Raw genomic sequence first — 12,750 nt, 5'->3', positions numbered from 1 at the left:
TCCCCCGCCGCATGCACGGGGGTGGAGGCGGGTACCCGCTCACCCGTGACAGAGCGAGACTTCGAAGGCGGAGACCAGGAGATCTACAACGGCTCCAGCATCGACGACGAGGACCAGCCCTCGAACGTCGACAGCCTGGGCGACCCCGACGTCGAGGACGAGCTCGACCGCGGCTACTCGCCGCCCGAGAAGTGGTCGGCGGCGCAGGGGTTCGGCAACACGCCGTACGAGGAGGCCACCGGCGAGTCGCTCGACCAGCGGGTCGCGCAGGAGGAGCCCGAGCCCGATCCCTACGAGGAGGCCGAGAAGGCCGGCACGCCCGGCGACTCGGAGGACCTCGAGGACGGTGAGGTCGGCGGCGAGCGCGCCGGTCGTCTGGTCGACCCCGACGAGGGGTTCGGCACCGACACCGAGAAGGACCTCGTCGGCGACGACGTCGGCATCGACGGCGCGGCCGCCTCGGCCGAGGAGGCCGCCGTGCACATCGTGGAGGACGTCCCGGACGACAGCCTCTGAGGACGCGCACAGCTTCAGCTTGGCCCGGACGATCCGGGTCCGTCGGGGGACGGTTCACCTGCTGCGGCGGGTGGGGAGAGAGGGAGTCAGATGGAGTTCATCCTGTGGATCCTGGCGGTGATCCTGGTCGTGTCCGGGATCGTGCAGCTGTTCCGGGGCGCGATCCTGTGGGGCGTCGTGCTGATCGTCGTGGGGCTGCTCGTCGGCCCCGGCGGCGTCAGCATCTTCACCTGATGCGCTGACCCACCACTGGTCCGAGGCCGGCACCCCCTCCCGGGGAGGTGCCGGCCTCGTCTGTCTTCTGCTTCGCGGACCCCTCAGGCGGCGAGCGCCTGCGCGGCGATGCGCAGGTCCGCCACCAGCCCGTCGTACGCCGCGTCGCGGTCGTCGGCGCGCAGCACCGCCGACGGGTGCAGCGTCGGCAGCACCCACTGCGGCGGCGCCGGCACCGGCATCCGCTCGCCGGGCCAGGCGGTCATGGTGCCGCGCGACTCCCCCACCCGGAACGACGTGCCGTAGAGCGCCTTGCCGGCCGTGCCGCCGAGCAGCACGACACCGACCGGGCGCAGCAGCGCCATCTCGGCGGCCAGCCACGGCGTGCACGCCGCGACGTGGGCCTGCGCCGGGCTCTGGTGGATGCGCTGCTTGCCGCGCGCCTGCCAGCGGAAGTGCTTGACGACGTTGGTGCGGTAGACGCCGCCCCGGTCGATGCCTGCGTCGTCGAGGGCGCTCACCAGCACCCGCCCCGCCGGGCCGACGAACGGCTCGCCGCGCTTGTCCTCCTGGTCGCCCGGCTGCTCGCCGAGGAGGACGAGCCGGGCGTCCGGCGCGCCGCGGCCCATCACGGTCTGCGTCGCGTCGGCGTACAGCTCGCACCCGTGGCAGCCCTGCGCCGCCTCCTGGAGCGTCTCGAGGCTGGGGTGCTCGGGCACCCACTGCTGCGCGCCGGGGCGATCGGGGGTGGCGGCGGGACTCGTCATGCCGGTCGGGTACCCGCCCGGACGCGACCGGACCCGCACCTGCCGAGGCGGGCGCGGGTCCGGTGGAGAGCCCTGGTGCAGCGGCGGCTCAGAGCGCGCCGGGCAGGAACCGCCCGATCGTCGGGTACGACGCCACGGTCGGCGGGGTCTTCTTGTAGGAGGCGTAGATCGAGTCGAACTCGGCCTGGCTGATGAAGACCGGCGGCGGGCAGTAGTTGACGTGGTCGAGCTTGGCGAACTTCGGGTTGGTGGCCGGCAGGTCCAAGTCGGTCGTGCCGTCCGCCCGCTTGACGAAGACGAGCTTGTCGCCGGGGTCGCCCTGGTTGGGGGGCATGTTGTTGTCGGCGCAGTAGATCTCGTCCTGCTGGCCGTCGGGGATGACGTAGATGGTGTCGGCACCGGGCTCGCCGTAGACGTCCTCCTTGCCCTCCAGCACGAACAGCACGTCGTCGCCCTCGTCGGCAGAGAGGTGGTCGTCGCCGGGGCCGTCCATGAGGACGTCGTTGCCGGAGCCGCCGTCGAGGTCGTCGCGGCCCTCGCCGCCCTCGACGTAGTCGTTGCCGTCGCCGCCCTGCAGCTGCCTGTCGTCGCCGGCACCACCGAAGATCACGTCGTTGCCGCCGATCGCCTTGAGCACGTCGTTGCCGTCGCCGCCGACGATCAGGTCGTCACCCACGCCGGAGTTGACGTTGTCGTCGCCGGGCCCGGCGTCGATCTGGTCGTTGCCGTCGCCGGTGCTGATCGTGTCGTTGCCGTCGCCGCCGAGGGCGACGTCGTCACCGGCGTTGAGGACAATCGTGTCGTTGCCGGTGCCGCCGTCGGCGAAGTCGTTGCCGCCGCCTCCGGCGATCTGGTCGTCGCCGTCGTCACCCCAGGCCTTGTCGTTGCCGGGACCCATGACGAGCTTGTCCTTGCCGCCGCCGCCGGACGCCTTGTCGTTGCCGGCGAGGCCGTGGAAGGTGTCGTTGCCACCCTTGCCCTTGAACTTGTCGTTCTTGGTGGTGCCCTGGACCTTGTCGGCCTTGTTGGTGCCCGGGTAGTTCTTCGCCTCGGCGGCGACCGGCGGCACGAGCGCGAGCGCCACGAGGGACGCGAAGACAGGGAGGGAGCGCTGGAGTCGGATCACCGCGCGACCGTAACTCTGGAGTGGCCCCGGGTGTCAGCGAACGGCCCGCACGGAGGTCCATACCACCCTTCGGGGCGGTACGCCGGGCGATCGGCACCCCCCCGGAGGGGCCATGTCGGTCTGGTCCGGACCAGTCCAGTCAGTCTTGACGTTTCGCTCAGGCAGGCCAGGCGAACGAGTCGAGCCCGGCGAGGAGGCGGTCGACGTCGGCGTCGTCGTTGTAGGGCGCCAGCCCGATCCGCAGGCCCCCCTCGTCGCCCAGCCCGAGGTGGCGGACGGTCTCGTAGGCGTAGAAGCTGCCCGCCGGGGCGTTGACCCCGCTCTCGGCGAGGTGGCCGCGCAGCTGCTGAGGGTCGACGCCCGAGAACGTCGCCAGCAGGGTCGGCGTGCGCCGCGCGGCGCGGGACCACAGCGTCACCCCGGGCAGCCCGGCGAGGTGCTCCTCGATGCGGGTGCGCAGCCGCTCCTCGTGCTCGTGCACCGCGTCCCAGGAGGCGGCGAGCCGTTCGCGCCGGGTCCCGGGCGCCTGGGCCAGCCCGGCCAGGAACTCGACGGCGGCGGTGGTGCCGGCCATCAGCTCGTAGGGCAGGGTGCCGAGCTCGAAGCGCTCGGGCACGGCGTCGGTGCTGGGTGCGAGCTTGTCGGGGTGCAGCCCCTCCCACAGCTCGGGTCGCGCGTGCAGCACGCCGCAGTGCGGGCCGAGGAACTTGTAGGGCGAGCAGGCCCAGACGTCGACGCCCAGCGCCGCCACGTCGACCAGGGCGTGCGCCGTGTGGTGCACCCCGTCGACGAACAGCAGCGCGCCGGCCGCGTGGACCACCTCGGCGATGGCCGCGATGTCGGGCTGGGTGCCGATCAGGTTGGAGGCGGCGGTCACCGCGACGAGTCGCGTGCGCTCGCTCAGCACGGCCGCGATCGCGGCCACGGGCAGCTCGCCGGTCTCGGGGTCGAACTCCGCGAACCGCACGCTCGCCCCCGCCCGCTCCGCCGCGATCACCCACGGCCGCACGTCGGCGTCGTGGTCGAGTCTGGTCACCACGACCTCGTCGCCGGGGCCCCAGCCCTGCGCCATCGTGCGGGCGAGGTCCATCGTCAGCTGGGTCATGCTCCGGCCGAACACCACACCGCCGGGCTCGCCGCCGAGCAGGTCGGCCATCGCCCGACGGCACTCGCCCACGACCGCCTCGGCGTTGCGCTCGGCGAGCGTCACCGTGCCGCGGTTGGCCAGCGGGCCCGTGAGCACGTCGTAGACCGCCTGCCCGACGACGTCGGGCGTCTGCGTGCCGCCGGGGGCGTCGAAGTGCGCCGCGGCGTCGGGACCCTGCAGGGACGGGAAGTGCGCGCGGACCCGCGCGACGTCGTACGTCGTCACGTCGGCGAGCGTAGCCACCAGCGGGGGTGCCGCGGCCGGCGCGCCCGGGCCTACGGTCGGAGCATGCGCATCGACCTCACCGGCAGGACCGCCCTCGTCACGGGCTCCACCCAGGGCATCGGGCTCGCGATCGCCCGTGACCTCGCCGGGGCAGGCGCGCGCGTCGGCGTCAACGGACGGTCGGTGGAGTCGGTCGGCCGCGCCGTGGCCGAGCTCCGCGCCGACCTGCCCGACGCCGAGCTGGCCGAGGTCGTGGCCGACGTCGCCACGGAGGGGGGCGCCGACGCAGCGCTCGCCGCCCTCCCCGACGTCGACGTGCTGGTCAACAATCTCGGCATCTTCGAGTCGCGCCCGCCGCTCGAGATCACCGACGAGGAGTGGCGCCGCTTCTTCGAGGTCAACGTGCTGGCCGGGGTGCGCCTGACCCGCGCGCTGCTGCCGCGGATGACCGCGCAGGGGTGGGGCCGGGTGCTGTTCGTGGCGAGCGACTCGGCCGTGGTGGTGCCGGCCGAGATGATCCACTACGGGATGTCCAAGACGGCCCTGCTCGCCGTCTCCCGCGGCTTCGCGAAGGCGGCCGCCGGCACCGGGGTCACGGTCAACTCCGTCATCGCCGGGCCGACGCACACCGGCGGGGTCGAGGAGTTCGTGCACAGCCTGGTCGGTGACGAACTGCCGTGGGACGAGGCGCAGCGTGCCTTCATGCGCGAGCACCGCCCGCAGTCGCTGCTCCAGCGGCTCATCGAGCCCGAGGAGATCGCCCACATGGTGGCCTATCTCAGCTCGCCCCTCGCCTCGGCGACCACCGGCGGGGCCGTGCGCGTCGACGGCGGGTACGTCGACGCGATCCTGCCCTGATCCGGACCGTCGCCGACGGGTACCCCGCCTCCGTGTACGACGACGTGAGGCCCTGTGCCGTCTGCGGATCGCCCGTCCGCCTCGAGCCGCGCGAGGTCGATGAGGCCCCCACCGATGCCCCGGTGGGCCCGACCGACGGCGTGATCGGCACCGCCGACCCGACCGTCGACGCGCGGGTGTGCACGAACCCCGACTGCCCCTCGCACCGCGACGGCGGCGCCTGAGACCGGTGTCGTACGCCGGGCACCGGTTACCCGAGGGGCGTGACCACCACCCCGGACGACCCCGGCCAGCAGCCCGAGCACGACCAGGACTCCGAGCCGCCGACGCCGTTCGGCGAGGAGCCTGATCCCACCCAGCTCGAGCCCGGCTCCGAGCCGGCGAGCGACCCCGACCCGGAGCCGGGCACCGCGGACTGAGCGGAGCCGGGAGCCGCTGTCGGCGGGGTCGGCCATGATGGGCGGACCATGCCCCGCTGGAACGTCGCCTCGGTCGAGAAGGCCGCTCCAGACGCCGCCTCGCTCGCCGCGGCCCGGCGGCTCGCGACACCGGGGCCGTGGTCGGAGACCGGCAGCACCGAGACCCTGGTGTGGGGCAAGTGCCAGGGCTCGGGCCGCACGCCCTACCAGGTCAGCATCGACCTCAGCGGTCCGTCGTACCGGTGCAGCTGCCCGAGCCGGAAGTTCCCCTGCAAGCACGCGCTCGCGCTGCTGCTGCGCTGGGTGCAGGGCTCGGGCGAGATCACCGAGGTCTCAGCGCCGGTCGACGAGGTGCAGGAGTGGGCGGCACGCCGCGACGAGCGCCGCGCGGCCACGCGGGCGCCGGTCGACCCCGAGACCCGGGCGAGGCGACAGGCCGAGCGCCGCGAGGTGATGTCGGCGGGGCTCGTCGACTTCGACCTGTGGCTGGGCGACCTGGTGCGCGCCGGGACCGCCCAGGCCCGTCGGCAGCCGTGGGGCTGGTGGGACACCGCCGCCGCGCGCCTGGTCGACGCCCAGCTCCCCGGCCTGGCCGAGCGGCTGCGCGCGATGGGCTCGGAGGTCAGCCGCCGCGACGACTGGGCCGACCACCTGCTCACCGAGCTCGGCACCTGGTGGTCGGTGTCGCGCGCCTGGTCGGCCTGGGACGCCCTCGACGAGCGCACCCGGGCCGACGTGCGCGCCTACCTCGGCTGGCCCGTCCCGACCGGCGAGGTGCGCGCCGGCGAGACCGTCGACGACACCTGGCTCGTCCTGGGCGCTCACCGCACCGAGGACGGCCGGCTGCACCAGCAGCGCACCTGGCTGCACGGCGAGGCCACCGGGCACGTCGTCCAGCTGCTCGACTTCGCCGCCGGCGGGGCACCGCTGCCCCTCGCCCACCTTGCCGGCTCCCGACTGACGGCGACCCTCGGGCTCTACCCCGGCAGCGCGCCGCGCCGGGCCCTGGTCGTCGACGACCCCGAGGTCTCCCCCGACCCCGGCACCCCGCCGGCCCCCGTCTCGCTCACCACCGCCTCCGCCGCGCTGGTGCGGGCGTGGGCCGACAACCCGTGGACGGTGCGGGTGCCGGTCGTCGTGCGGGCCGCCCTGCGCCCGGCCGCGGGTCGGGAGGCCGCGAGCGTCGTGGACGCCGACGGGCTCGCCGTGCCGCTGCTCGACGGCGACGAGCTGTGGACCGCGCTCGCCCTCACCGGCGGTGGCCTGACCAGCCTGGTGGGCGAGCTGGAGAGCGGCGGGTTCCGGCTGCTGAGCGTGCTGGGCGACCGGGGACTGGTGACCGCGTGAGCAGCCCCTCTCCCTCGCTCCCCTCGGCGCCCTCGACCTCGTCCTGGTGGGCCGAGCTGCGGGCCGCCGCGCTCGTCGGCACCGCCCGCCGGCCGGCACCCGCTCCGCCGGACCGCCTCGGGTCCCTGCTCGCCACAGCCGACCGCGAGACGGCCCTGCTCGACGCGGCCGCCCTGGTCGCGGCCGTGCGCCGGTGCGCGCCACCGCGCCCGGGTGACGCGGCCTCGGGCCCCGCCGGCCCCGACCACCGACCGGTCGCTCCCGACCGGGCCGTCCAGCTGGTCGACCTGCTCCTGCACCAGCCGCCCGCCGGTCCCCGCCTGACCACGGTGCTGCTGACCCACTGGCTGCGCACCGCCGACGAGCGGGGCGCGCGGGCGCCGCACCACCTCCTGCCCGACCTGCTCGCCCTCGCCACCCGCGACGCCTCGCTGCGCCCCCTCGTGGCGCGGGTCGGCGACGCCCGGGGGCGCTGGCTCGCCGCCGCCAACCCGGCCTGGGCGTGGATGGACGCCGACGCCGCGCCGGTCGACGTCGACCCGGCCCGGTGGGGCCTGATGACCACCGACGAGCGCGAGCTCGCCCTGCTCGCCCTTCGTGCGAGCGATCCGGAGACGGCGCGGGAGCTCCTCGAGTCGACCTGGTCCACCGACCCCGCGGCGGCGCGGGCGACCCTGCTGGCGACCCTGCGCCGCGGGCTCGGTCCCGACGACGTGGCGCTGCTCGAGCGGGCACTGGACGACCGGTCCGCCAAGGTGCGCGAGACCGCCCTGGGGCTGCTCGACCGGCTCCCGACCTCCGCCCGCGGTGATCGGATGGCGGCCCGGCTGCGCGGCCTCCTGAGCACGAGCGGGCGCGTGCGCCGCACCCTGCAGGTCGAGCTGCCGCTCGAGCCGGACCCCGCCGGGGTGCGCGACGGGCTCGGCGCGCCCCGGGCCGGCGGCTCGCAGCGCGACCACTGGCTGGCCACGATCATCCGGGCGGCTCCCCTCGACGTCTGGACCGAGGTGAGCGGCACCGACCCCGCCGGCACCTGGCGGATGCTGCGCGACGATCGGGTGCGCAGCCTGCTCGTCGACACGGTGGTGCTGCGGCGCGACGCCCGCTGGGCGGCCGCCGTGCTGGCCGACACCTGGGCGCCCCGGCTGCTGGCCCTGCTCCCACCCGGCGAGGTCGCCCCGCTCGTCGCCCCGCGCGTGGCGCGCGCCCAGCTCCACGAGCTCCCCGCCCTGCTCGGCCACCTGGCCACCCCCTGGGACCCCGCGACCAGCCGCGCCGTCTCCCGCCGGCTCACCGGCGATCCAGACCACGAGCGCACGAGCCTGGCGGCGGCCTCGCTGGCCGAGCAGCTGGCCCGCGGCCTGCACCCCGACGTGCGCGGCGAGCTGCGGGCGTGGGGCGAGCGGCTCGCCCCCGAGCAGCGGCGCCGGATCGCGCCCGTGCTGTCCTACCTCACCCTCGTCCCCGACATCACGGAGGCCTTCTCGTGACCGCCACACCGCTGCGCGCCCATGCCGAGGAGGCCTGCGCCGACGAGCTCGCCGCCCTGGCCGCCGTCGACGACCGACCGCGTCCGCCCCGGTGGCGGCTCTCCCCGTGGGCGGTCGCGACGTACCTCCTCGGCGGCGAGCTCGACGACGGCACGACGATCTCGGCCAAGTACGTCGGCTCGCGGCGGCTCGTCGAGATCGCGGTCGCCTCGCTGGCCACCGACCGGGCGCTGCTGCTGCTGGGGGTGCCGGGCACGGCCAAGACCTGGGTGAGCGAGCACCTCGCCGCGGCGATCAGCGGTGACTCCACCCTGGTCGTCCAGGGCACGGCCGGCACGCCGGAGGAGTCGCTGCGCTACGGCTGGAACTACGCCCGTCTGCTCGCCGAGGGACCCTCCCGCGACGCCGTGGTGCCGAGCCCGGTGATGCGGGCCATGGAGCGCGGCTCGATCGCACGGATCGAAGAGCTCACCCGCATCCCGGCCGACGTCCAGGACGCGCTCATCTCGATCCTGTCCGAGAAGGCGATGGGCGTGCCCGAGCTCGACGACGAGGTGCAGGCCCAGCAGGGGTTCAACGTCATCGCGACCGCCAACAACCGCGACAAGGGCGTCAACGAGCTGTCTTCCGCGCTGCGCCGCCGGTTCAACACCGTGGTGCTGCCGCTGCCCGACACGCTGGAGCAGGAGGTCGAGATCGTCCACAGCCGCGTCTCGGCGACCGGCCGCTCCCTGGAGCTGCCCGCGGAGATCGAGGCGCTCTCGCAGATCGAGCGGGTCGTGACGATCTTCCGCGAGCTGCGCTCGGGCACGACCCTCGACCGGCGTACGACGATCAAGTCGCCCAGCGCGACGCTGTCGACGGCCGAGGCCATCTCGGTGATGACCAACGGGGTCGCGCTCGCCGCCCACTTCGGCGACGGCGTGCTCCGCGCCGACGACGTCGCGGCCTCGCTCACCGGCGCGGTCGTGAAGGACCCGGTGCAGGACCGGATCGTGTGGCAGGAATACCTCGAGACCGTCGTCAAGGACCGGCCCGAGTGGGCCGACCTCTACCGCGCCTGCCGCGAGCTGGGCTGACCCGGGTGGCATCCGTCGGCGCGCTGGTCGAGGTGCTGGGCGTGCGCCACCACGGCCCGGGCTCGGCGCGCTCGGTCGCCGAGGCGCTCGACGAGCTCGACCCCGACCTGGTCGTCATCGAGGGCCCGCCCGAGCTCGACGGGCTGCTCGAGCTCGGCGGTCGCCGCGACCTGGTGCCTCCGGTGGCGGGGCTGGTCTACGCCGTCGACGCTCCGCGGCGCGCGTCGTTCTACCCGCTCGCGGAGTTCTCCCCCGAGTGGGTCGCGATGCGCTGGGCGCTGCGGCGCGGGGTGGCGGTGCGGTTCGCCGACCTGCCGGCGGTGCACGCGCTCGCTGAGACCCCTGCGTCGCCCGACGACTCCGAGGACGTCGAGCACACGGGCGACGCCGAGCACGGTCCTCCCGACGCGATCGGCACGCTCGCCCGCGTCGCGGGCTACGACGACCCGGAGCGCTGGTGGGAGGACGCTGTCGAGCAGCGGGCGAGCTCCGCCCTGGCGCGGTTCGCCGCGATCCGCGAGGCGATGTCCGCCGTACGCGCGGCCGACGGGTGGGGCGACCGCGACCCGGAGAACCAGCGCCGCGAGGCCGCCATGCGACGGGTGCTGCGCGCGGCGGTCAAGGAGGGCCGGGAGCGCATCGCGGTGGTGTGCGGGGCCTACCACGCCCCGGCGCTCGACCCCGCCGCCTGGCCTGCCGCCGCCCACGACACCCGCCTGCTGACCCGGCTGCCGCGCACCAAGGTCGCGGTGACGTGGGCGCCGTGGACCGCCGACCGGCTGGCCGTGGCCAGCGGCTACGGCGCGGGCGTGACGGCCCCGGGGTGGTACCAGCACCTGTTCGTCTCCTGGTCGCGCAACCAGGACGACGAGGTGGTCTCGCGCTGGCTCACCCGGGTCGCGCGGGCGCTGCGCGAGGAGGGGCTGCCCGCCGCGCCCGCGACCGTCGTCGAGGCCGCCCGGCTCGCCGAGGCGCTCGCCACGGTCCGCGGCCGGCCGTCGGTCGGGCTGCCCGAGCTCGACGACGCCACCGAGGCGGTCCTCTGCGAGGGCTCGCCCCTGCCGCTCGGGCTGATCCACCGGCGCATCACGGTCGGTGAGTCGCTCGGGCGGGTCCCGGCCGGGACGCCGATGGTGCCGCTCGCTCGCGACGTCGACCGCACCCAGCGCGCGCTGCGCATGCGCCCCTCGGCGACGGAGACGACGCTCGTGCTCGACCTGCGCAAGCCGAGCCAGCGCGAACGCTCCGTGCTGCTGCACCGGTTGCGTCTCCTCGGTGTGCCGTGGGGCCAGCCCGCGGACGCCGGTCGCACCACCGGCACCTTCAAGGAGGCCTGGACGCTGCAGTGGCACCCGGAGTACGCCGTCTCGCTCGTCGAGGCCGGCCTGCACGGCACCACCGTGGTCGGCGCCGCGAGCTCGCTGGTCGCCGAACGCTCCGCGCAGGCCGACCTCGACGCCCTCGCCGCCCTGGTCGAGCAGTGCCTGATCTGCGAGCTCCCCGACGCCCTCGACGACGTCGTCCGCGCGCTCGCCGCCCGCACCGCGACGCAGGCCGACGTCGTCTCGCTGCTCCTGGCCATCGAGCCGCTGGCCCGCACCCGCCGCTACGGCGACGTCCGCGAGGCCGACACCACGCTGGTCGCCGAGGTGCTCGACACCGTCGTGGCCCGCGCCTCGGTCGACCTGCGGCCCGGCTGCGCCTCCCTCGACGACGACGCGGCGGCCCGGATGCGGGACGCGGTCGACGCCGCCCAGCGTGGCGTCAGCCTGGTCGCCGGCGACGGCCCGCCGGCCGTGTGGCGCGCCGCCCTGCTCGCCGTGGCGTCGGACCGCCAGGTGCACGGTCTCGTGTCGGGACGGGTCCACCGCATCCTGCTCGACGGCGGCGTCCTCGACACGAGCGCGATCGCCGAGCGGCTGAGCCAGCGGCTCTCGGTCGGCTCGTCCGCCCTGGCCGGGGCCGCGTGGCTCGACGGCTTCCTCGACGGCGACGCCGTCCTCCTGCTGCACGACCCCGCCCTGCTCGGCATCGTGGACGACTGGGTCAGCGGCGTCGCCGAGGAGACCTTCGACGACCTGGTGCCGCTGCTGCGCCGCACCTTCGCGCGCTACCAGCCCGCCGAGCGGCGCCAGATCGGCACGCGTCTGCAGCACCGCGACACCTCCGGGCCGTCGTACGACGGGAGCGAGGGCGGCCCCACCGACGACGAGCTGTGGGAACGCGCCGCACCCGTCGTGAGCCGGGTCGCCGAGCTGCTCGGCCTCGGCCCGGTCGGGAGCAGCCGGTGAGCGGCGAGACCACCCCCGGGGCCACCCCCGAGGCCCCCCGCGACCGGCTGACCCGCTGGCGGCTCGTGCTCGGCGGCGAGGAGGCCGACGGCACGGACGTCGAGCTCTCCGGCGACGACGTCCAGCGCGACCAGGCGCTGAGCGAGCTCTACGACGCCCGGCGCGGGTCGGGGTCGGGGCGCTCCGCGCCGCGGGTAGCGCGCTGGCTCGGCGACATCCGCACCTACTTCCCGTCCTCGGTCGTGCAGGTCATGCAGGCCGACGCGATGCAGCGCCTCGGGCTGCACGAGCTGCTGCTCGAGCCCGAGCTGATGGAGGCCGTGCAGCCCGACGTCGGTCTGGTCTCGACCCTCGTCGGCCTCAACCGGGTGATCCCCGAGCGGAGCCGCGCGACGGCGCGTGCCGTCGTGCGCACGGTCACCGACCAGCTCGAGGAGCGGCTGCGCGCCGAGACCGTCCAGGCCGTCACGGGCGCCCTCGACCGCGCCGCCCGCACCCGCCGTCCGAGACCCAGCGACATCGACTGGGGCCGCACGATCGCCGCCAACCTCGAGCACTACCTGCCCGAGCACCGCACCGTCATCCCCGAGCGCCTCGTCGGCCACGCCCGCCGCACGACCCGGGTGCAGCGCCACGTGGTGCTCTGCATCGACCAGTCGGGCTCGATGGCCGAGTCGATCGTCTACTCCAGCGTCTTCGGCGCCGTCCTCGCCTCGCTGCGCTCGGTGGCCACGAGCCTGGTCGTCTTCGACACCGAGGTCGTCGACCTCACCGCGGAGATGACCGACCCGGTCGACGTGCTCTTCGGGGTGCAGCTCGGCGGCGGCACCGACATCAACCGGGCCATCGCCTACTGTCAGGGCCTGATCGCCACCCCGGCCGAGACGATCTTCGTGCTGATCAGCGACCTCTACGAGGGCGGCATCGCCGAGGAGATGCTACGCCGCTCCGCCGAGATCGTCGGCTCGGGCGCCACCATGGTCGCCCTCCTGGCCCTCAGCGACTCCGGCGCGCCGTCGTACGACGCCGAGCACGCCGCGGCGCTGGCCGAGATCGGGGTGCCGGCGTTCGCGTGCACGCCTGACCTGTTCCCCGACCTGATGGCCGCGGCGATCGACCGCCGCGACCTGTCGCAGTGGGCCGCCTCCCACGACATCGTGACGGCGCACAGCACCGCCACCGACTGAGGAGCGGACGCACCGGATGATCCGACGGTGGCCCGTTGTGACCATGGCGCCTTGACCTCGGCCGGTGTCGGATGGTCGACAACCC

13 protein-coding genes are annotated in these 12,750 nt (G+C 75.1%); 10 read left to right on the top strand and 3 right to left on the bottom strand.

The window, feature by feature from the left end; genetic code table 11:
- Positions 1–45: 45 nt before the first annotated feature.
- The gene (locus tag GRQ65_RS07570) at positions 46–516 is read left to right on the top strand and encodes a DUF5709 domain-containing protein (RefSeq protein WP_160876836.1); all 471 of its coding nucleotides are present in this window, start codon (positions 46–48) and stop codon (positions 514–516) included.
- A 90-nt stretch (positions 517–606) separates the two neighbouring features.
- Positions 607–750 carry a GPGG-motif small membrane protein gene (locus tag GRQ65_RS22135; protein WP_202387779.1) on the top strand — a complete coding sequence of 48 codons (144 nt, stop codon included), beginning with the start codon at positions 607–609 and terminating at the stop codon, positions 748–750.
- A gap of 83 nt (positions 751–833) precedes the next feature.
- On the opposite strand, the gene GRQ65_RS07565 is transcribed toward GRQ65_RS22135, so the two are convergent.
- The 3 genes from GRQ65_RS07565 to GRQ65_RS07555 form a co-directional block, all read right to left on the bottom strand.
- A complete protein-coding gene (locus tag GRQ65_RS07565; protein WP_160876834.1) occupies positions 834–1,496 on the bottom strand; it encodes a UdgX family uracil-DNA binding protein in 663 nt (220 codons plus the stop codon).
- An 88-nt stretch (positions 1,497–1,584) separates the two neighbouring features.
- On the bottom strand, positions 1,585–2,622 hold the full coding sequence (locus GRQ65_RS23905) for a calcium-binding protein (protein ID WP_160876832.1): 1,038 nt from the start codon (positions 2,620–2,622) through the stop codon (positions 1,585–1,587).
- A 157-nt stretch (positions 2,623–2,779) separates the two neighbouring features.
- Positions 2,780–3,994, bottom strand: coding sequence for a cysteine desulfurase-like protein (locus GRQ65_RS07555; RefSeq protein WP_160876830.1), 1,215 nt, complete (start codon positions 3,992–3,994; stop codon positions 2,780–2,782).
- A 63-nt stretch (positions 3,995–4,057) separates the two neighbouring features.
- On the opposite strand from GRQ65_RS07555, the gene GRQ65_RS07550 reads away from it, so the two are divergent.
- From GRQ65_RS07550 to GRQ65_RS07515, 8 genes are read left to right on the top strand one after another with little or no spacing between them, the layout of a single operon-like run.
- Positions 4,058–4,852 (top strand): SDR family NAD(P)-dependent oxidoreductase, encoded by a 795-nt coding sequence (locus tag GRQ65_RS07550; protein ID WP_160876828.1) that lies wholly within the window; start codon positions 4,058–4,060, stop codon positions 4,850–4,852.
- 32 nt (positions 4,853–4,884) lie between these two features.
- A complete protein-coding gene (locus tag GRQ65_RS07545; RefSeq protein ID WP_160876826.1) occupies positions 4,885–5,076 on the top strand; it encodes a hypothetical protein in 192 nt (63 codons plus the stop codon).
- A 39-nt stretch (positions 5,077–5,115) separates the two neighbouring features.
- Entirely contained in the window at positions 5,116–5,271 is a 156-nt protein-coding gene (locus GRQ65_RS07540; protein WP_160876824.1) for a hypothetical protein, read from the top strand.
- A 48-nt stretch (positions 5,272–5,319) separates the two neighbouring features.
- Positions 5,320–6,618 carry an SWIM zinc finger family protein gene (locus GRQ65_RS07535; RefSeq protein ID WP_160876822.1) on the top strand — a complete coding sequence of 433 codons (1,299 nt, stop codon included), beginning with the start codon at positions 5,320–5,322 and terminating at the stop codon, positions 6,616–6,618.
- Positions 6,615–8,108, top strand: coding sequence for a DUF5691 domain-containing protein (locus tag GRQ65_RS07530; protein WP_160876820.1), 1,494 nt, complete (start codon positions 6,615–6,617; stop codon positions 8,106–8,108). The genes GRQ65_RS07535 and GRQ65_RS07530 overlap by 4 nt, the downstream gene beginning before the upstream one ends.
- Complete coding sequence (locus GRQ65_RS07525) at positions 8,105–9,187, top strand: AAA family ATPase (protein WP_160876818.1); 1,083 nt, start codon at positions 8,105–8,107, stop codon at positions 9,185–9,187. The genes GRQ65_RS07530 and GRQ65_RS07525 overlap by 4 nt, the downstream gene beginning before the upstream one ends.
- Positions 9,188–9,192: 5 nt before the next feature.
- A complete protein-coding gene (locus tag GRQ65_RS07520; protein WP_202387778.1) occupies positions 9,193–11,478 on the top strand; it encodes a DUF5682 family protein in 2,286 nt (761 codons plus the stop codon).
- Positions 11,475–12,665, top strand: coding sequence for a VWA domain-containing protein (locus tag GRQ65_RS07515; protein WP_337191552.1), 1,191 nt, complete (start codon positions 11,475–11,477; stop codon positions 12,663–12,665). The genes GRQ65_RS07520 and GRQ65_RS07515 overlap by 4 nt, the downstream gene beginning before the upstream one ends.
- Positions 12,666–12,750 lie beyond the last annotated feature (85 nt).

It is taken from the genome of Nocardioides flavescens (assembly GCF_009823805.1).
Lineage (GTDB): Bacteria > Actinomycetota > Actinomycetes > Propionibacteriales > Nocardioidaceae > Nocardioides > Nocardioides flavescens.
The sequence above is the reverse complement of the archived record's forward strand: the minus strand, read 5'-3'. Positions and strand labels throughout refer to the sequence as shown.

What these genes read in the sequence shown, in the direction of transcription:
- GRQ65_RS22135 (WP_202387779.1), top strand. Translation starts at nt 607, where the DNA reads ATGGAGTTCATCCTGTGGATCCTGGCGGTGATCCTGGTCGTGTCCGGG.
- GRQ65_RS07565 (WP_160876834.1), bottom strand. Translation starts at nt 1,496, where the DNA reads ATGACGAGTCCCGCCGCCACCCCCGATCGCCCCGGCGCGCAGCAGTGG.
- GRQ65_RS07550 (WP_160876828.1), top strand. Translation starts at nt 4,058, where the DNA reads ATGCGCATCGACCTCACCGGCAGGACCGCCCTCGTCACGGGCTCCACC.
- GRQ65_RS07535 (WP_160876822.1), top strand. Translation starts at nt 5,320, where the DNA reads ATGCCCCGCTGGAACGTCGCCTCGGTCGAGAAGGCCGCTCCAGACGCC.